The following is a 20,738-nucleotide window of genomic DNA, read 5'->3' on the forward strand; positions in this document are numbered from 1 at the left end:
GTGGCCATCATTCGAGCCGGGGTACCACCTCCGCCCCCAGCCGCCGGACGTTCTCCTCCGTGGCCGCGACGTCGCCGGAGCCCTCGACGAGCAGTGCGAAGCGCGTGATGCCCGTACGCTCCGAGGTCGCCGCCAGCCGGTCCGCCGCCACCCGCGCCGACCCCACCGGATGGAGCCGGCACAGCAGCTCCGTGTAGGCGACGGGGTCGCGCATCGCGCGGTGCCTGCCGTCGACCGTGACATGGGCGTCCAGCCCCTGTTTCAGCCAGCCGGGCATCGCCTTCACCAGCATCTCCGCCGCGTCCGCCGTCCGGTCCGCGATCTGCGCGACCCCCGCCGACACATGGCCGCCCGCCGCCCGCGCGACCGCGTCCGGGGTGTGCCCGGCGGCCAGCGCCTCACTCCGCCACAGGGCGACCATGCCGGCCTTCTCCTCGTCGCCGCAGTGCATCCCCAGCAGCATCGGCAGGCACCGCTCGGCGGCCAGCTTCACACTCCGCGGCGAGGTGCAGGCGAGGACCGTCTCCGGTACGGGATCGCCGTCGATGAGCTCCTGCGGCCTCGGTACGACGGCCACCTCACGGAACCGGTGGCGGGGCCCGTCCGCCGCGACGCGCGGCTCGCGCAGCCAGCGCAGCAGGAGGTCCAGCGATTCGGGGAACCCCGTCTCGTACGCCGCCAGGCCCGCGCCGAACACCTCCAGGTCGACCCACGGCCCGCCCCGGCCCACGCCGAGCGTGAACCGCCCGCCGGAGGTGAGGTGCAGCAGCGCCGTCTGCTCGGCGAGCGCGACCGGATGGGTCGTCGGCAGTACGCTCACGGCGGTGCCGACCCGGATGCGACGCGTCCGGCCGAGCAGCAGCGCGGCGAGCGTCACGGCCGAGGGACACACCCCGTACGGTACGAAGTGGTGCTCGGCCAGCCACACCGAGTCCAGCCCGGCTTCCTCGGCCACCTCCGCCGACCGCACCGCACGGTGCAGCGTCTCCCCCTGCCCCTGGCCGGGAAACTGCGCCGCCAGTACAAAAGCTCCCACACGCATCGCCTTATGCCTCCTTGACCGGCCGACGCGGCTCCCCTCACTGGCAACAACGCCTGGCAGGTGCCAAAGGCAACGGCCCCAGGGCAAGTTGTTGCGATTTTCCGGTAACTCGGACCGAACGGTGCGAGTACCCACAGTCGCGACCCTTAGGCTGGACGGGCAGAAGTCCGCGCCCGCCCCAGTGAGGTGTTCCGTGTCCCCGCGCCGCAACCGCCCCCGTGGCGGCGAGAAGCCGAACGAGAACAGCGGCGAGTCGGGCGACAGGTACGGCGGCTTCCAGCGCACCGAGTCCTGGCAGGACGAGGGATGGTCCGTCCGTCATGTGGCGGGCGCGAGCGCCGCCGGCAAGCGGTACCGCTGCCCGGGCTGCGACCAGGAGATCCCGGCGAGCGTCCCGCACGTGGTGGCCTGGCCCGAGTACGGCGGCGTGGACGACCGGCGGCACTGGCACAAGGCGTGCTGGAACGCGAAGGACCGCCGCACCACGCGGGTGCAGCGGTCCCGTAACGCGCCCCGCCACTGACCGCTGAGGCGCATCCGGCTGGATTTCTCCGTCGGTTCTGCCTGTTCCCCGGCTGGAGAACCGGTGGATCATCGAGGTGAAACGGTCGGCGACAGGGGCCGGCAGTGACGCCACCGACGGGGGACAACGACGTCCGGCTGGCGGGACTACGTCATCTTCCGCAGCGTAAACGGAGCGCCCGTGACGAACCTTCAGCCCTACGACATCGATGCCATCCGGGCGCAGTTCCCCGCCCTCAAGGCCGGGTCCGCGCACTTCGACGGCCCCGGGGGCACGCAGATACCGCAACCCGTGATGGACGCCATGGTGGACGCGCTGTCCGACCCGCTCTGCAACCGGGGGACCATGACGGCCGGGGAGCGCAACGCCGAGGCGATCGTCGTGGAAGCGCGCCGGGCCCTCGCCGACTTCCTCGGCGCCGACCCGGTCGGCATCGTCTTCGGGCGCAGTTCCACCCAGCTCCTCTACGACTTCTCCCGCACCCTGGCCAAGACCTGGCGGCCCGGCGACGAGGTGGTCGTCACCCGCCTCGACCACGAGGCCAACATCCGGCCCTGGGTACAGGCCGCGGAGGCCGCCGGGGCCGCCGTCCGGTGGGCCGACTTCGATCCGGCCACCGGGGAACTCACCCCCGACCACATCCGCGAGGTGCTCTCCGAGCGCACCCGCCTGGTCGCCGTCACCGCCGCGTCCAACCTGATCGGCACCCGCCCCGACATCCCGGCGATCTCCGAGCTGGCCCACGGCGCGGGCGCCCTGCTCCACGTCGACGCGGCCCAGCTCAGCGCACACGCCCGCGTCGACCTCGACGCGCTCGGCGCGGACTCCCTCAGCTGCTCCGCCTACAAGTTCCTCGGACCGCACCTGGGAGTCCTCGCGGCCCGTCCGGAGCTGCTGGAGAGGCTCAGCCCCGACAAACTGCTCGCCTCGACCGACACCGTCCCCGAGCGGTTCGAGCTCGGCATCCTGCCGTACGGCGTGCTCGCCGGCGTCCGTGCCACGGTCGACTTCTGGGCCGGTCTCAGCGGACTGCGGCCCGCCGACGCCACGCGGGGTGAGCGCCTGACGGCGGCGATGGCCGCGGTGGAGGAGCACGAGGACCGGCTCCGGCTGCGGCTCGAACGGGGGCTGGCCGCGCTCGACGCCGTGACGGTGCATTCGCGGGCCTCGTTGCGGGCGCCCACCCTGCTTCTCACCTTCCGGGGGCACGACCCGCGCGAGGTGCACCGCCATCTGGCCGGCCACGGGGTCGACACCGGTGTCGGGACCTTCTACTCGGCGGACGCCGCCCGGCACCTCGGTCTGGGTGAGGAGGGCGGTGTGCGCGTGGGGCTGGCGCCCTACACCTCCGAGGAGGACGTCGAACGGCTGCTGGAATGCCTCGCCGCATTCCCCGGCCTGGAGGCCGGCGCGGGCCGGCCGCTTGCCGGGCACCTGTGATCCCCGGCCGGCGGGCAGATTCCGCCGCGCCGTTTGCGAAGGAACGGAACCTGCAATGACCGAGATCGTGTTGGACGACGTATGGATTCGCCAATTCACCCCGGCGCCCACCGGTGCGACACCCCTGGTGTGCTTTCCGCACGCCGGCGGATCGGCGAGTTACTTCCGTCCTCTTTCCAATTCCCTGAAGAACCGGGCCCAGGTTCTCTCGATTCAGTATCCCGGGCGGCAGGACAGGATTAAGCACCCCTTTCTGACCACCATCGATGAATTCGCCGACGCCGCGTACACCGCGCTGGAACCACTGCTGAAAGGGGCCGTCGCGTTCTTCGGTCACAGCATGGGTGCGGCCATCGCGTTCGAAGTGGCGAACAGGATGAAGGAGCGCCTCGGCGCGGCGCCTTCGACGCTCTTCGTTTCCGGCCGGCGGGCGCCTTCCAAGGACAGGGAGAGCCGTATCCACCTGCTCGACGACGAGGGCCTCGTGGAGGTGCTGCGCAGTCAGAGTGGCACCGACGCGCGCATCCTGGAGGACAAGGACGTGCTGCGCATGATCCTGGGGCCGCTGCGCGCCGACTACACTGCTATCGAGACCTACCGGTACGACCCTGCCCGTCCGAAGCTGGACTGCCCCGTGGTCGCCCTGGCCGGCGAGGACGACGAGACGCTCACCTCCGACGAGGCGCGGGCGTGGGCGGACCACACGACCGGGGCGTTCTCCCTGGAGACGTTCCCGGGCGGCCACTTCTACCTGGCCGAGCACATCGACGGCGTCGCCGGCGTCGTGGCCCGCGAGCTTCCGCTCCGGTAGCGCGCGCGTACGCATGCCTTCAGGGGCGTACCGGAGGACGGACTCCTCCGGTACGCCCCTGAACGCACGTACGACGTACGTGCCTGCGAGGTACCCGCAGCGGGCCGATGGCCGTCCGCGCGCGGGGCGCGGGAGGACGGCCACGGCCCGGCCCCCTCAGGCTCCCCGTACGTCCGCGTCCTCGTCCTCACCGGCGGGCGCGGGCTCCAGGCCCAGGCCGTCGCGCCCGGCGAGCATGTCCTCGATGACCCGGTGGAAGTGCGTGATGATGCACTCCCGCTCGCTCAGGATGTTCGTCCGGTACGCGGACGAGTGCGTCGTGGCGGCGACGTCGGTCCATTCGTCGATGTCCTGCTGCACGACCGCCTTGTAGATCTCCCAGAAGAAGTCGACCTGGCGCAGGTACTCCGGGTCGTCGTTCTCCTCCATCTCGTAGCGCAGCTCCCACGCCTCGAAACGGGTCTTGGTCACGCTCAGCGGGACGGCCCGGAACACCTGGGTGTGCAATGCCTGGCAGTTGGCCACGGCGGTGGGGAAGAGCTGGTAGTTGCAGATGGCGTACCGCGTGTGGTCCAGGGTGCGGAGCAGGTCGTCCAGCACGCCGAGGAACGGGACGAAGTACATGCCGTTGCGTCCGTACACGTGCATCGTCGAGTGGCGGGCGTCCTTGGCCTCCTTGCCGCCCATGCCGTGCAGCGCCTGCGCGTGGTAGTACTCGCTGAAGGCGTCGACGGCGACCTTCCAGTTGACGTCCACCTCCCACTCGACCTTCTCGACGAGCTTCATGTCCTCCATGCGGAAGGCCGCCAGGTCGTCCCTGACCTCGGGGGCGATCCAGTCCTTCAGCGGGCCGGCCACACCCGGACCGGCCAGCACCGCCCACACCCAGCCGCCCCACTCGTCGACGTCGATGGCGGGGGAGCACAGGCCGGCCAGCATCTTGGCGTCGAAGTCCGGCCGGTCGGGGACGCCGGTCACCTTGCCCTCGGTGTTGTACGCCCAGTTGTGCCACTTGCAGGTAAAGCGGCGGGCATTGGTGCCGCTCTCGGCGACGATCCGGGCGCCGCGGTGCGCGCAGACGTTGTGGAAGCCGTCGAGGCCGCCGTCCTCGCGCCGGGTGATGACGATGCTCTCGCCGTGGCCCTCCCAGACGTGGTGGTCGCCCGGCTCGGCAATCTGCTCGGACCGGCAGATGATCTGCCAGCTCCGGTTGAGGACCTTGATCCGTTCCTGCTCGTAGCGCTCCGGGTCGCGGTAGACCTCGGCGTCGAGTGTCGAGGGCCCGATGGCGGGAACGCCGGGGACGCCGGGGCCGAAGCGGGCGGGCAGGTTACCTCGGGTGGGCTTGAATACCACGGTCGACCTCCGTCGGTCAGTGCAATTTCCGAGTGTGGGTTCCGCGTCAGAAAAAAATGGACGGGAAGCAAGGCGGAGGCCCGCGCAGAAGCGATACGCGAATTTCCCCCGACGGGCAGGCTAGCCCTCGCTGTCAAGATAACTCAAGTGACCTCCGGGCGGCTGGTCTTCAGGGGGATCCGAAGGGTCGCCGGAACACAACTGGAATGTTCTATTCCGAATTCCTGTGGTTTTTGCCGCCGGTTCTGCCTGTTCCGGTACTTCCCCGACGTGGAGGGTTAAGGGGAAGGATTCCTTGCCATGCGGTCACCACGGGGGACGAGGTTTTGGTGAGCACAGAGGACAAGCTCCGCGGCTATCTCAAGCGAGTCACCGGGGAGCTGCTGGAGACCCGCGAGCGGCTGGTCGCCGTGGAGAGGCGCGAACCCGTCGCGATCGTCGGCATGGCCTGCCGCTTCCCGGGCGGCATACGGACCCCCGAGGACCTGTGGCGGCTGCTGGTCGAAGGCGGCAACGTGGTGTCCGGCACCCCGGAGGACCGCAACTGGGACCTCGACGAACTGACGGTGCAGGGCCCGGACGGGACCGCCACCGTACGTACCTTCGGTGCCTTCCTCGACGACGCCACCGACTTCGACGCCGACTTCTTCGGGATCTCACCGCGCGAAGCCGTCGCCATGGACCCGCAGCACCGGCTGCTGCTGGAGACCACCTGGGAGGCGCTCGAACGGGCCGGGATCCCGGCGGACTCCCTGCACGGCAGCCGCACCGGCGCCTACATGGGCATCATCAGCGGCGACTACGCCGCGCACCTCACCGCCTCTGGCTCCGCCGGCCTGGACGGCTACTTCATCAACGGAGCCGGAGCCGCTTTCGCCTCGGGCCGCATCGCCTACACCCTCGGCCTCCAGGGCCCCGCCGTCACCATCGACACCGCGTGCTCGTCGGCGCTGGTCGCCCTCCACGACGCCTGCCAGGCGCTGCGCAGCGGCGACTGCACCACCGCCCTGGTCGGCGGCGCGGCCGTCGTGTCGACCCCCGCGATGCTCGTCGAGTTCGGCCGGCAGGGCGGTCTGGCCCCGGACGGGCGGTGCAAGCCCTTCGCCGCCGGCGCGGACGGCACCGCTTTCTCCGAGGGCGTCGGCGTGCTCGTCCTCGAACGGCTCTCCGACGCCCTGCGCGCCGGACACGAGGTGCTGGCGGTCGTACGCGGTACGGCCGTCAACCAGGACGGTGCCTCCAACGGCCTCACCGCTCCCAACGGCGCGGCCCAGGAGCAGGTGATCCGCCAGGCTCTCGCCAATGCCCGGCTCACTCCCGACCAGGTCGACGCCGTCGAGGCGCACGGCACCGGAACGACCCTTGGTGACCCGATCGAGGGACAGGCGCTGCTGGCCACCTACGGTGCCCAGCGCCCCGCCGGACGCCCCCTGCTGGTCGGCTCGGTGAAGTCCAACATCGGCCACACACAGGCCGCGGCCGGTCTCGCGGGCGTCATCAAGACGGTGCTCTCCCTCCGCGGCGGCGTCCTGCCGGCCAGCCTCGGGATCGACGAGCCGACCCCGCACGTCGACTGGGCCTCCGGCGGTCTCACGTTGCTCACGGAGACGACGCCGTGGCCCGAAACCGGGGAACCGCGCCGGGCCGGGGTCTCCTCGTTCAGCCTCAGCGGCACCAACGCCCACGCCCTGATCGAGCAGGCGCCCCTCCGGGACCGTCCCGCCGGCGACGCCCACGACGGCACGGCCGGCACCGGCACGGAGAGCACCGGGTCCACCGACCGCCCCGCGCCGCTGTCCACCGCGCCCCTTCCGGCCGTCCCCTGGGCGCTGTCCGCCAAATCCGCGCCCGCCCTGCGGGCCCAGGCCGCCCGGCTGCTCGCCCACCTCGAGGCCGAACCGTCCCTCGCGGACGGCGACATCGCCCTCACCCTCGCCACCGGCCGCTCCGCCCTGAAGTACCGTGCCGTCGTCGTGGGCGCCGACCGGCGCCAGCTCACCGCCGGGCTGACGGCGCTCGCGGCGGGGGAGACAGCACCCCAGCTCGTCCAGGGTGTGGCACCGGCGGCCGGCGGCGGGTCCGGCGCCGTCTTCGTCTTCTCCGGCCAGGGGCCCCAGTGGGCGGGCATGGGGAAGCGGCTGATGGACACGTCCCCCGTCTTCGCCGCCCGGGTGGGGGAGTGCCTCGAGGAGTTCGACCGCCACCTGGTCTGGTCGCTCTCCGACGTGCTGCGCGGAGTGCCGGGAGCTCGCAGTCTGGACGAGGACGAGGTCATCCAGCCCGCCCTGTTCACCATGATGGTCTCCCTCGCCGCACTGTGGGAGTCCTGCGGCGTCCGGCCCACCGCGGTGGTGGGCCACAGCCAGGGCGAGATCGCCGCCGCCTGCGTGGCCGGGGCGCTGTCCCTGCCCGACGCCGTACGGATCGTCGCCCTGCGCAACCGGCCCATCAGGGCCGCGATCACGGGCCGCGGCGGCATGGCCTCCCTGCCGCGTGCGGTCGCCGAGGTCGAGGAACTGCTGGAGCGATGGGAGGGGCGGCTCACCGTCGCGGCCGTCAACGGCCCGTCGTCCACGGCGGTCTCCGGTGATCTGGATGCCCTCGAGGAGCTGCTCGCCCTGTGCGAGGGCGACGGGATGCCCGTGCGCCGCATCCCCATCGACTACGCGTCCCACTCCGCCCACATCGACGAGGTCCGGTCGGAACTCCTCGACACCATCGGCGCGTTCCACCCCGGCGAGTTGCGAGTTCCGTTCTACTCCACCGTGACCGGCGGCCCCCTCGACGGCCGTGAGCTGACCGCCGAGTACTGGTTCGAGAACCTGCGCCGCCCCGTGGACTTCGCGGGCGCCGTACGGGCGCTGCTGGCCGACGGCCACCGCGCCTTCGTCGAGTGCGGCGCCCACCCGGTGCTGACCTACGGCCTCGAGGAACTCGTCCAGGAGGCGGGTGTCGAAGCGACCGTCGTCCCGAGCCTGCGGCGCGACCAGGGAGGGCCGGACCGCTTCCTCACCTCCCTGGGTCTGCTCCACGCGGGCGGTGGCCAGGTCGACTGGCACGCCCTCCTGGCGGGCGGCGGAGCCCGTCACGTCTCTCTCCCCACCTACGCCTTCCAGCGGCGGCGGTTCTGGCTCGACGCCCCGGCCCCCTCCGCCGGGGACGTCCGCGCCGCCGGACTGCGCGCTGTGGACCACCCGCTGATCGGCGCCACCGTCGACCTCGCGGACGACCGGGATACGGACGGCGCGGCCGTCCACACCGGGCGGCTCGCGGCGGACACCCACCCCTGGCTCGCCGACCACGCCGTGGCCGGCACACTGCTGCTGCCCGGAACCGCCACCGTCGAGCTCGCCGCGCACCTGGCCGGCCGCGGCGGCGTCGAGGAGCTCATGCTGCACGCTCCCGTCGTCGTACCGGACGACGGTGCCCTCACGCTCCAGGTGGCCGTCGGCTCCCCGGACGACTCGGGCCGCCGGGCGCTCACCTTGTACTCCCGCCCCGAGGACGGCCCCGCCGGTTCGCCGTGGACCCGGCACGCCCAGGGCACCCTACGGCCCGAGGAGACCGGCCGCCCCGGAGGCGCCGCCGGGGACCAACTGCGCGGCGCCTGGCCCCCGCCCGGGGCCGCCCCGGTGGACATCGACGCCCTGTACGGACGGCTGGCCGCCCTCGGCCTGTCGTACGGGCCCGCCTTCCGCGGACTGCGTGCCCTGTGGAGGCGCGGCGACGAGCTGTTCGCCGAGGTCGCTCCGGAAGCCCCCGTGCTCACCGACGCGGCGGCGTTCGGCCCGCACCCCGCGCTGCTCGACGCCGCCCTCCACGCGGTGCTCGCCGACCGGCTCGCGCGGGACACCGGCCCCGCACCCCTCCGGCTGCCCTTCGCCTGGCGCGGGGTCACGGTGCACGCCACCGGCGCCACCGCCCTTCGGGTGGTACTGCGCCACGAGGGCGACGAACTCAGGCTGCTGGCCGCCGACTCCACCGGGGCACCGGTCATGTCCGTCGAGGCCCTGACCGTACGGCCCGTGACCGTCGAGCAGTTGCGCACCGCGGGCGATCCCCACCGGGACTCGCTCTTCCGGCTGGACTGGACGGTCGCCGCACCGGCGGACGAGCCGACGCGTCCCCAGCGGTGCGCGGTGATCGGCGGCACCGGGGCCCTCACCGGCGCCGTCGGTCACCGGTACGCCGACCTGGCCGGGCTCGTAGCCGCCACGAAGACCGGAACCCCGCTGCCGGAGCTCGTGTTCGCCCCGGTGGACGCCGTCACCGCGGACGACGCGGCCCACGAACAGGACGGTACGGCGACGGACACGGCCGCAGCGGTCAGGGCGGTCGCCGACCACGTGCTCGGCCTCGTGAAGGACTGGGTCGAGGACGACCGTCTGGCCGACTCGCGCCTGGTGGTCGTCACCCGCGGCGCCGTGTCACCGGCCGGCGACGAGGTGCCGACCGACCTCGCGGGCGCGGCGGTGTGGGGCCTGGTGCGCTCCGCACAGGCCGAACACCCCGGACGGATCGTCCTGGTGGACGCCGCCAGCCCGGCCCCCGTACCGGCCGAGGCGCTGCTGGCCGCCGTGGCGACCGGTGAACCCGAGACGGCCGTCCGCGCCGGCACCGTCCTCGTGCCCCGGCTCGTCCGCGTCCCCGCCGCGCAGGCCCCCGACTCCCGCCCGGCCGACGGCTGGGGCACCACGCTGGTCACCGGCGGGCTCGGCACGCTCGGAGGCCTCGTCGCCCGTCACCTGGTGACCGAGAAGGGCGTCCGCGACCTGCTGCTCCTGGGCCGCCGGGGTGCCGACACCCCCGGTGCCGACGAACTGGTCGCGGAACTGACCGCCCTGGGCGCGCACGTCACCGTGGCCCACTGTGACGTGGCCGACCGCGACGCGCTGGCCGCACTGCTCGACTCCCTGCCCGCCGAACGGCAGCTCACCGCGGTCGTCCACACGGCCGGCGTGGTCGACGACGGCATCGTTACCGCGCTGACCCCCGAGCGGCTCGACCGGGTCCTGCGCCCCAAGGTGGACGCGGCGATCAACCTGCACGAACTCACCCGTGACCGGAAGCTGTCCGCGTTCGTGCTGTTCTCCTCGCTGTCGGGTGTGCTCGGCCGGGCCGGTCAGGCCAACTACGCCGCCGCCAACGCCTTCCTGGACGCCCTCGCCCGGAACCGCCACCGGCTAGGTCTGCCCGCCACGTCGCTGGCGTGGGGCCTGTGGGCCGAGAGCAGCGACATCACCGGCGACCTCGGCGAAGCCGACCTGCGGCGGCTCGCCGCCCCCGGCATCACCGCCATGCCGGCCGGGGAGGCCCTGGCGCTCCTCGACGTGGCGCTCGACGCCGCGCACGTCCACGACACACCCGCGCTCGTCACCGCCCGCCTCGACCTGCCCGCGCTGCACAGCGAGGCCCAGACCCGCGGCCTGGCACCGGTGTTGCGCTCACTGGTGCGCGTACGGCCAGCCGCCACCGACCGGGACGGCACCGGACGGGGTGAGCCCGCGGACGCCGACGGCCCCCTGCGCGACCAGCTCGCGCGGCTGCCCGCCCCCGAACGGCTCGAAAGGCTCACCACGCTCGTCCGCGCCAAGGCGGCGGCCGTGCTGGGCCATGACGGGACCGGCGGTGACGTGATCGACGAGGACCGCGCCTTCAAGGAGCTGGGCTTCGACTCGCTCACGGCGGTCGAACTGCGCAACCAGCTTGGCACGGTCACCGGCATCCGCCTCCCGGCCACCCTGGTTTTCGACTACCCGACCCCGGCGGCGCTCGCCGGGTTCCTGGACACGCACTTCCCGGAGGACGGGAAGGAGGCGACGGACGGGCCGGCCACGGCCGGTGCCACCGCCGCGGAGGGCGCCGTGCGCGCGGCCCTCGACCATCTGAGCGCAACCCTGTCGGCCACCTCGCTGGACGACACCACGCGTGAGGACCTCGTGGCCCGGCTCAAGGAGCTGACGCGCGCGTGGTCCGGGGCCCCCCGGGACCACGCCGCCCCTCTGGAGTCCGCCACACCGGACGAACTCTTCAACCTGCTGGACGAACAGCTCGGAAACGCGTGACAGCGCCCCGACCCACCAGGCCGTACGACACATCATGTGGGAGTGAGACAGCATTGGACACCTCTTCCGACTCGCTGGTCGAGGCGCTTCGGGCTTCGTTGGTCGAGAACGAGCGGCTTCGCCGGCAGAACGAGCAGTTGACCGACGAAGCCGGTGAACCGCTGGCCGTCGTCGGCATGGCCTGCCGCCTCCCGGGCGGCGTCAGCACCCCCGAGGGCCTGTGGCGACTCGTCGCCGAGGGGCGGGACGGCGTCGGGCCGTTCCCCGAGAACCGCGGCTGGGACACTGAGGCGCTCTACCACCCGGACCCGGCTCACCCCGGCACCTCGTACGTCCGTGAAGGCGGGTTCCTCTATGACGCCGCCGACTTCGACGCGGCCTTCTTCGGGATCTCGCCGCGCGAGGCGATGACGATGGACCCCCAGCAGCGGCTGCTGCTGGAGTGCTCCTGGGAGGCGCTGGAGCGTGCCGGGCTCAACCCGAAGACGCTCGCGGGCAGTGACTCCGGTGTGTTCGTCGGCCTCATGTACCACGACTACCTGGGCAACACGAGCTCCGGCAGCCTCGCCTCGGGCCGGATCTCCTACACCCTCGGCCTGTCCGGCCCAGCCATGACCGTCGACACCGCCTGTTCGTCGTCGCTCGTGGCGCTGCACCAGGCGGGCCGCGCGCTGCGCTCGGGCGAATGCTCGCTGGCCCTCGTCGGCGGCGCCACGGTGATGGCCACGCCGCAGGCGTTCGTCGAACTGTCGCGGCAGCAGCTGCTCGCCCCCGACGGGCGGTGCAAGCCCTTCTCCGCCGCCGCCGACGGCGCCGGCTGGTCCGAGGGCGTCGGCGTCATCGCGCTGGAGCGGCTGTCCGACGCGCGGCGCCTGGGGCACCGCGTGCTGGCCGTCGTCCGTGGCTCCGCGCTCAACCAGGACGGCGCGAGCAGCGGCTTCAGCGCCCCCAACGGGCCGGCCCAGCAGCGCCTGATCCACCAGGCCCTGGACAACGCCCGCCTCACGCCGGCCGACGTCGACGTCGTCGAGGCGCACGGCACCGGTACGACGCTGGGGGACCCGATCGAGGCCCAGGCGCTGCTCGCCACCTACGGGCAGCACCGCCCGGAGGACCGCCCGCTGCTGCTGGGCGCCCTGAAGTCCAATGTCGGCCACACCCAGGCGGCGGCCGGTGTCCTCGGCGTGATGAAGATGGTCCTCGCCCTGCGCCACGGCCAGGTGCCGGGACTGGTGCACCTGGACGGTCCCACCCCGCAGGTGGACTGGTCCGAGGGCGCCGTCGAGCTGGTCGCCGAGACCCGGCCGTGGCCGGAGACGGGCGCCCCGCGCCGCGCCGCCGTGTCGTCGTTCGGCATCAGCGGCACCAACGCGCACGTGATCCTGGAGCAGGCGCCCGAGCCGGAGGCTGTATCCGGCGCCGCAACCGCCGCCGACGACCGACCGCTGCCCTGGATGCTGTCGGCCCGTTCCCCGGCCGCCCTGCGGGACCAGGCCACCCGTCTGCTGGAGTTCGCCGAGGCCCACGAGGAGGCGGCGCCCGCCGACGTCAGCCGTGCCCTCGCCGCACGCACCGTCTTCGAGCACCGCGCGGTCCTCGTGGCTGAGCACCGCTCCGCGTTCCTCGACGGGCTGCGCGAGCTCGCCGCAGGCGGCCAGGACGCGGCCACCGTGACCGGCCGGGCCCGTACCACCGGCCGTACCGTCTTCGTCTTCCCCGGACAGGGCTCGCAGTGGGCGCGCATGGGGGTCGAACTGCTGGAGACGGAACCCGTCTTCGCCCGTGAGATCGAGGCCTGCAACGAGGCCCTGCGCCCCTACGTCGACTGGTCGCTGCTCGACGTCCTGCGCGAGGCGCCCGGTGCGCCCGGCCTCGACCGGGACGACGTCGTCCAGCCCGCGCTGTTCTCCGTCGCCGTGTCCCTGGCCGCAGTCTGGCGCGCCCGTGGGGTCCGGCCGGACGCCGTGATCGGCCACAGCCAGGGCGAGATCGCCGCCGCGTACGTGGCCGGCGCCCTCAGCCTGCAGGACGCGGCCCGCGTCGTCGCCCTGCGCAGCCAGGAGATCGTCCGGAACATGGCCGGTGGCGGCGGTATGGCCGCCGTGGCGCTGCCCGCCGACGAGCTGACCGACCGGCTCGCGCCGTGGGCCGGCCGGCTGGCCGTGGCCGCCGTCAACAGCCCCACGTCCTCGGTCGTCGCCGGTGAGGCCGCCGCCTTGGACGAGCTGGTCGAGCGGTGCAAGGCCGACGGCGTGCGCGCCCGTCGTGTGCCGGTCACCTACGGCTCGCACACCCCGCAGGTCGACGCGTTGCGCGACGTACTGCTGGAGCGGCTCGCCCCGGTGCGCCCGCAGCGCTCCAAGGTGCCGTTCTTCTCGACCGTCACCGGCGACTGGCTGGACACCGCCGGCGCCGACGCCGAGTACTGGTTCCGCAACCTGCGCCGCCAGGTCCGCTTCGCCGACTCCGTCGCCGCTCTCGCCCGCCAGGGATTCGACTCCTTCATCGAGGTCAGCCCGCACCCCGTGCTCGTCCCCGCCATCGAGGAGACCCTCGCCGGCCAGGACACGCCGTTCTGCGCGCTGGGCACCCTGCGCAGCAAGCAGGGCGACCGCGCGCAGCTGCTCACCGCGCTGGGCGAGGCCTTCGCCGGCGGCGTCGCCGTGGACTGGACGTCGGTGCTGCCCGAAGGCCCCGGCGCACCGGTCGAGCTGCCGACGTACCCGTTTCAGCGCAAGCGGTTCTGGATCAACACGGTCACCTCCGGAGACACGGCGGACGAGCCCGACGCCCTCGCGGCCCTGCCGGAGGAGGACGACCGGGACGAGACCCGTGCCGGACTCCTCTCCGGGACGGACGAGGAGCGCAACGCCGCCGCGCTCGACCTGGTCCTCAGGACCGTCGCATCCGTCCTCAAGCACGGCTCGCCCGACGACATCGCGGTGGACGGCGCTTTCCTCGACCTCGGCTTCGACTCCCTGACCGCGCTGGAGGCGCGCAACCGCCTCAACCGGGCGACCGGGCTGAGCCTGCCCGTGAGCATGGTGTTCGAACAGCCCACCCCGGCGGACCTGGCCCGCTACGTCGCGGAGCAGGTCGCGGCCCGTGCCGGCGGCGACGCACTGGACGATGGCCTGCTACGGGTCGCCGCCGAGCGGCGCCGGGACGGGACCGCCGAGCGCCTCCCGCTCTCCTTCGGCCAGCAGCGTCTGTGGACCCTCGACCAGCTGGTGCCCGACAGCCCCGCGTACAACGTGGTGATGGCGCTGCCCCTGCAGGGCGCGCTGCGGCCCGAGGTGATGGAGCGGGCGGTCAACGAGATCGTCAGGCGGCACGAGGTGCTGCGCACCACGTTCCCCAGCGCCGACGGCATGCCCTGGCAGGAGATCGCGCCCAGCCTGACCCTGCCGGTGCCGGTCGTCGACGTGCCGGGATCGACCGGTGAGGAGCGGGAAGCCGCGTACGAGCGGCTCGTCGGTGAGGAGGCCCGGCATGTGTTCGACCTCGTCCGGGGACCGCTGACGCGTGTGACGCTGTTCCGGCTGGGCGACGACGACCACCGGATGGTCGTCAACCTGCACCACATCATCGCCGACGCATGGTCGGGCGGTGTGTTCGGCCGCGAGATCGAGGCCGTCTACCGCGCCGTCGCGGAGGACAAGGCACCCGAACTGCCGGACCTGCCCGTCCAGTTCGCCGACTTCGCCCTCTGGGAGCGGCGCTCCCTCGACGACGACCGGCTCGCCGCCCGCCTGGCGAACCTCCGTGCGCTGCTGGGCGACGTCACCTCCAGCTCGAAGATGCCGACGGACCGGCCGCGCCCGGCCGTCCAGCGCTTCCGAGGCGGTGCGACCAGCTTCCGGGTCGAGGGCGAACTCGCCGCCACCCTACGCTCCTTCAGCGCCGAGCGCGGCGTGACGCTCTTCACCACGCTGCTGTCCGCGCTCAAGGTCATCCTGCACCGTTACGCGGGTGACACCGGTGACACCGGCGACGTCGTGGTCGGCAGCGCGATGGCGAACCGCCAGCACGAGGCCGTCCAGGACCTGATCGGCTTCTTCGTCAACACGGTCGTCCTCAAGACCGGGCTGGGCGACGACCCCACGGTGGGTGAGCTCCTCGGCCGGGTCGGCGACACGGTCAAGCAGGGCTTCGAGTACCAGGACATCCCCTATGACGCACTCGTCGCCGAGCTGAGCCCGGAGCGCGGCGCTTCCGCCAACCCCCTGTTCCAGGTCGTCTTCGACATGAAGCGGCACAGCGGGGGCTCCGGTCCCGGTGGTGCGGCCTTCGCCGACGTCATGGAGGTCCACAACGGCACGGCCAAGTTTGACATCGAGATCTCGGTGACCGAGCTGCCCGACGCGCTGCTCGTCGACGCCGAGTACGACAGCGACCTCTTCGACCACGCCACCATCGAGCGGCTGCTCGGCGGGTATCGCGTGCTGCTCGAGGCGTTCGCCGGATCGACGGAGCGGCGGGTCTCCGAGCTGCCGATCCTGCCGGCGGAGATCGAGCACAGGATCCTCGTCGAGTGGAACGACACCGCCCGCCAGTACCCGGAGGAGCAGATCCGCTGCCTCCACACCCTGATCGAGGACCAGACCGACCGTACGCCGGACGCCGTCGCGGTGACCTTCGAGGGCGAGGACGTCACCTTCGCCGAACTCGACCGCCGAGCCAACCAGGTGGCCCACCGGCTGCGAGCCATGGGCGTCGGCCCCGACCAGCCCGTGGCCATCTCCGTGGAGCGGTCGGTCGAGATGGTCGTGGGACTGCTCGGCATCATGAAGGCCGGCGGCGCCTACCTGCCGATCGACCCGACGTACCCGCGCCAGCGGGTGGCGTTCATGCTGGCCGACGCCGACCCGGGGATCCTGCTGACCCAGCGGCACCTGGCCGACCGGCTGCCCGAGCACCAGGCCCGGACGCTGCTGCTGGACCGGCCCGAGGAGTTCGGCACCCAGCCGGACACCCGTCCGGAGTGCACCGCCGGCATGGACGACCTGGTGTACATGATCTACACCTCGGGCTCCACGGGCCGCCCCAAGGCGGCGATGATGACGCACCGTGGTGTGGTGAACCGGCTGCTGTGGAAGCAGGAGTACTACGGGCTGACGCCGGACGACCGGGTGTTGCAGAAGACCCCGTTCAGCTTCGACGTGTCGGTGTGGGAGTTCTTCTGGCCGCTGATGACCGGCGCGCGCATGGTCGTCGCCCGTCCCGAGGGCCACAAGGACCCGGAGTACCTCTCCACCCTCATCCAGGAGCACGGCATCACCACCCTGCACTTCGTCCCGTCGATGCTGAGGGTCTTCCTCCAGCATCCGGGGATCGAGCGGTGCACCTCGGTCACCCGCGTGATCGCCAGTGGTGAGGACCTGCCCGCGTCGTCGATCCTAGGCGTCCACGACCGGCTGCCCGCCGCGACGGTGTACAACCTCTGGGGCGCGACCGAGTGCTCCGTCGACAGCACCTGCTGGGAGTGCCCGCGCGACCTGGGCAACGGCCCGGTGTCCATCGGCACCCCCATCGCCAACACGCAGATCTACATCCTGGACCGCAACCTGCGGCCGGTCCCGATCGGCGCGGCCGGCGAGGCCTTCATCGGGGGTGTCGGCGTGGCCCGCGGCTACTACAACCGGCCCGAGCTGACCGAACAGCGGTTCATCCCCGACCCGTTCAGCACGGAGCCCGGGGCCACGCTCTACCGCACGGGCGACCTCGCCCGCTTCCTGCCCGACGGGTCGATGGTCTTCCTCGGGCGTACGGACTTCCAGGTCAAGGTGCGAGGCATGCGCATCGAGCTGGGGGAGATCGAGGCGGGCCTGCGTGAACACCCGGCCGTGCGCGACGTCGTCGTGATGGCGCGGGAGATCTCCACCGAAGCACAGGACAAGCAGCTCGTCGCCTACGTCCTCCCCGAGGACGACGCGACCGGGCCTCTCACGTCGGCCGACGCCCGTGAGGAGGAGCGCGAGCGCCTCCTGGAGCAGGGCGCGCACAGCGAGGCGACCGTGCGACACCTGCTGGCGCTCGCCCCCGACCGGGTCCTGGAGATCGGTGCCGGGAACGGCGCCCTGATGGCCCGCGTCGCTCCGCACACCAAGGCGTACTGGGCGACCGAGCTGTCCGGCGCGGCCGTGGACCGCATCCGTCAGGGGGTCCTGCCGACACTGCCGGATTCCGTCGACGCGCGGCTCTTCCACCGCGCGGAGGACGACTTCTGCGGTTTCGACGCCGAGCTGTTCGACGCGGTGGTCGTCGACTCCGCCGCCCGGTACGTGCCCGACGCGGGCCGGCTGCGGGAGATCGTCGGCCGGGCCCTGGGCCTGGTGCGGCCCGGTGGTGCCGTGGTCCTCGGTGGCATCCGCAGCCTCCCGCTGCTCGACGCCTGCCGCACGGAGGCGGAGGCGGTAGGCGCCGAAGCGGGCCTGACCGCCGGCCGACTGCGCGACCGGGTGCGGCAGCGGGCCACGGACGAGAAGGAGCTGGCGCTCGCACCGGAGTTCTTCTCGGTGCTGCGTACGGAACTCCCCGAGATCACCAGGGTGGAAATCGCCCTTCGCCCGGACGGTGACGGGGCCGACGAACTCGTCCGCTACGGCTACGACGTGGTCCTGCACGTGGGCGGCGCGTCCGCGGAGGCGCCGCGCCCGGCCCGGCTGGCCTGGACCTCCGTGGACCAGGTGCGCCAGGTCCTGACCGAGGAGCGGCCGGAGGCAGTCGAGATCGAAGGGGTGCCCAACCCGCGGGTCTCCGGAGCGCGGGCGCTGGTGACCGCGCTGGCCGCCGCGTCCGACGACGCTCCGGTCGAGGGTCTCGGCCGGGCGGCGGAGGGCGAGGGCACCGACCCCGACGTCCTGCGGGTGCTGGCCGACGAGCTGGGCTACGTCGCCGACGTGGCCTGGGCCGGCGGGCGCACCGACGGCGCCTACCGCGTCACCTTCCGGCGGCCGGACAGCGCGTACGTCGCCGACTGGACGGACCCGGCGGAGCCGGGCCGCCCGCTGCGGCATTACGCCAACCGCCCGGGTCTGGCCGAGCTGGGCCGGTGGCTGACCACCGAGGCCGGTACGTTCCTGCGCGACCGGGTCCCGGAGTTCATGGTTCCGTCGGCGATCGTCGCCCTGGCGGAGTTCCCGATCAACGCCAACGGCAAGCTGGACCGCGGCGCGTTGCCGCTGCCGCAGCGCGGGGTGCGCCCGACCGAGAAGGTCGTCGTGCCGCGCACCAGGTACGAGGAGCAGCTGGCGGAGATCTGGGCGGAAGTGCTGGGCCTGGACGAGGTCACCGTCGACCGCGGCTTCTTCGCCCTGGGTGGTGACTCCCTGATCGGCATCCAGATGGTCAGCCGGGCCACCGCCAAGGGCATAGCCCTCACCCCCCAGGACGTCTTCCAGAGCCCGACGATCGAGGAGCTCGCGGCACTCGCCGAGTCCCGGGGGCCGGTCAGGGCCCGGGCCACGGTGGAGCGCGATCCCAAGCTGCTGGAGTGGGCGCGGTCCCTCTACCCGGACGCGGCGGACGCGTACCCGGCCACCGGGATGCAGTGCAACGCCCTGGAGTACGTGGAGCAGGCGCCGGACTCGGGTGTCTACATCACCCACCAGCGGTTCCAGTTCCAGGGGCAGAAGCTGGAGCCCGTCGCGCTGGAGAAGGCGTGGCAGTACACCATCGAGCAGTTCCCGTCACTGCGCTCGAGCTATGTGCGGGACGAGGACGGCCGGTGGATCCAGGTGGTCCGCACCGGGGTGAAGATCGGTTTCGAGACGTTCGATCTGCGGGCGGCCACCCCCGTGGAGCAGGAGCGCCGGATCGCCGCGTACATCGAGGCCGAGCGGCGGCGTGGCTTCCACGGTCTGCTCCCCAAGACTCGGCTCGGCCTGTTCAAGCTGGCCGACGACCGATGGGAGTACATCCACTTCTTCACGCTGCTCGCGCAGGACGGCTGGAGCGCCGCCATGATGGTCCGTACGCTCCTCGACACCTACGAGGCCCTTTCCTCCGGCCGTGACCCGCTGGTCATCCCGCCGTCGGCGGCATACGGCGACTTCTGCCAGGAGCAGTCCGAGCGTGACATGAGCGGGGCCGAGGAGTTCTGGCGCGGCCAGCTGGACGGTGTTTCGCTCCCCGGCGCCCCGATCACGCTGCCCGCCGAGGAACGGCGCGCGGATGTCGCGATCCCCGTCCAGCAGGAGTTCGTGGCGGTGTCGGACGAGGATGCCGCAGCCATCACGGACCTGGCGCGCAGCAACGGACTGAGCGTCAACAGCGTGGTGTACGGCGCGTGGTCACTGCTGCTGGCCGCCATCACGGGTTCCGATCAGGTGGTCAGCGGTGCGCTGATGTCAGGCCGCAGCACCACGTCGGTCGACGTGGACCAGGCGGCGGGTCTGATGTTCAACATCCTGCCGGTGGTCACCACAGTGGATCCGGACGCCGCGCTGCTGCCCTGGTTGACGGGGATCCAGGACCGGATCAAGGCCATCAGCGACTACGAGTACGTGGCGCCGGCGGCGCTGAAGGAGCTGGGCCGGGTGCCCGCGGGGGAGCCGCTGTTCGAGAGCTACGTCGTCAACGAGAACGTGCCGGGCATGATCGCCGGCCTGGGGCGGCTCATGTCCGTGCTGGGGGCGGCCACACCCGTCCAGGTTCTGGCGCAGACGGAGCACCCGCTTCGGATCGAGATTCACTTCACCGATCAGTTCTCGGTGATCGCCGCGAATCACCGGTCCGGATACTTCCCGGACGGTGCGGTGGCCGGCTGGCTCCAGGAGTATGTGCACCTGCTTTCGGCCATCGTGGCCAATCCTGAGCGTTCGGTCGGGGATTTCGTAGCCGATTACACGAAGCGAGTCCAGTCTGTCAAGTGAAGTTCCCGTAAAGGATGAGTGTTCGACGGGATCGCCTCCGGGAATCGAGTACCAAGTCCACGGGGTGCGTGCTAGGGTCGATCTCGCCAACACAAATCACGTTGTTCCCCCTCGGTGGCTGGTTCAGGTGGCCTCGAGGGGGGCTCACGGGGAGAACTGCGTGATATCTCGCATTGTCGTGCATGACCGTCCTGCGGAAGAACTCGCCTCACTGTTGCGTTTGCTCCGTGAACAGGCCGGTATGACGCAGGAAGAGTTGTCCTACAGCTCTGGTCTGAGCATTCGTACGATTTCCGATCTGGAGCGGGGCCGTACCACCACGCCGCAGCGGCGGTCCATTGCGCTGCTGGCCGATGCGCTGTGCATCGAAGGGGACTCGCTGGAGCACTTCCGGCAGGCGGCGAGGGGGCGTTCCGTCGCTCAGTGCCCGTCCTGCTCCGCTCGGCTGCAGCTGGACGAGCTGATCGGACAGAAACGTTCCGCTTGATCCGCCGGTGGTCGTCCCTTGCCTCACCGGCCGCGCCCTGTGGCCGGTGAGGCATTCATTCCGCTTCGGGTAAAAACTTTTTCAATTCACCTTCTATTTCCTCACCCGCCGCCACGCGTCCCAGGCTGCCCGGGTGAT

At 72.0% G+C, this 20,738-nt stretch carries 8 protein-coding genes; 6 read left to right on the forward strand and 2 right to left on the reverse strand.

Annotated features, from left to right (window positions below):
- Positions 1–7: 7 nt before the first annotated feature.
- On the reverse strand, positions 8–1,042 hold the full coding sequence (locus tag BKD26_RS05055) for an LLM class flavin-dependent oxidoreductase (protein WP_084896150.1): 1,035 nt from the start codon (positions 1,040–1,042) through the stop codon (positions 8–10).
- Positions 1,043–1,235: 193 nt separating this feature from the next.
- Between BKD26_RS05055 and BKD26_RS05060 the strand changes: the two genes are divergently transcribed.
- The 3 genes from BKD26_RS05060 (at position 1,236) to BKD26_RS05070 (ending at position 3,816) form a co-directional block, all read left to right on the forward strand.
- A complete protein-coding gene (locus BKD26_RS05060) occupies positions 1,236–1,565 on the forward strand; it encodes an ATP/GTP-binding protein (protein WP_084896153.1) in 330 nt (109 codons plus the stop codon).
- A gap of 180 nt (positions 1,566–1,745) precedes the next feature.
- A complete protein-coding gene (locus BKD26_RS05065) occupies positions 1,746–3,005 on the forward strand; it encodes a cysteine desulfurase-like protein (protein ID WP_084896156.1) in 1,260 nt (419 codons plus the stop codon).
- A 55-nt stretch (positions 3,006–3,060) separates the two neighbouring features.
- Positions 3,061–3,816 carry an alpha/beta fold hydrolase gene (locus BKD26_RS05070; RefSeq protein ID WP_084896158.1) on the forward strand — a complete coding sequence of 252 codons (756 nt, stop codon included), beginning with the start codon at positions 3,061–3,063 and terminating at the stop codon, positions 3,814–3,816.
- Between the two features lie 156 nt (positions 3,817–3,972).
- Here the strand turns inward: BKD26_RS05070 and BKD26_RS05075 are convergent, their stop codons facing one another.
- Positions 3,973–5,172: an SRPBCC family protein gene (locus tag BKD26_RS05075; RefSeq protein WP_084896161.1), complete on the reverse strand. Its 1,200-nt coding sequence runs from the start codon at positions 5,170–5,172 to the stop codon at positions 3,973–3,975.
- A gap of 329 nt (positions 5,173–5,501) precedes the next feature.
- On the opposite strand from BKD26_RS05075, the gene BKD26_RS05080 reads away from it, so the two are divergent.
- The 3 genes from BKD26_RS05080 to BKD26_RS05090 all read left to right on the forward strand — a co-directional run bounded on the left by BKD26_RS05080 (position 5,502) and on the right by BKD26_RS05090 (position 20,600).
- The gene (locus BKD26_RS05080; protein WP_241518536.1) at positions 5,502–11,237 is read left to right on the forward strand and encodes a type I polyketide synthase; all 5,736 of its coding nucleotides are present in this window, start codon (positions 5,502–5,504) and stop codon (positions 11,235–11,237) included.
- Between the two features lie 53 nt (positions 11,238–11,290).
- Positions 11,291–20,113: a hybrid non-ribosomal peptide synthetase/type I polyketide synthase gene (locus BKD26_RS05085; protein WP_084896165.1), complete on the forward strand. Its 8,823-nt coding sequence runs from the start codon at positions 11,291–11,293 to the stop codon at positions 20,111–20,113.
- A gap of 160 nt (positions 20,114–20,273) precedes the next feature.
- Positions 20,274–20,600, forward strand: coding sequence for a helix-turn-helix transcriptional regulator (locus tag BKD26_RS05090; RefSeq protein ID WP_206603674.1), 327 nt, complete (start codon positions 20,274–20,276; stop codon positions 20,598–20,600).
- The last annotated feature ends 138 nt before the right edge of the window (positions 20,601–20,738 follow it).

Source organism: Streptomyces sp. CB03238, from assembly GCF_002099185.1.
Lineage (GTDB): Bacteria > Actinomycetota > Actinomycetes > Streptomycetales > Streptomycetaceae > Streptomyces.

Bases quoted from the DNA above. Each gene is read 5' to 3' on its own strand.
- BKD26_RS05055 (WP_084896150.1), bottom strand. From the start codon at position 1,042: ATGCGTGTGGGAGCTTTTGTACTGGCGGCGCAGTTTCCCGGCCAGGGG.
- BKD26_RS05070 (WP_084896158.1), top strand. From the start codon at position 3,061: ATGACCGAGATCGTGTTGGACGACGTATGGATTCGCCAATTCACCCCG.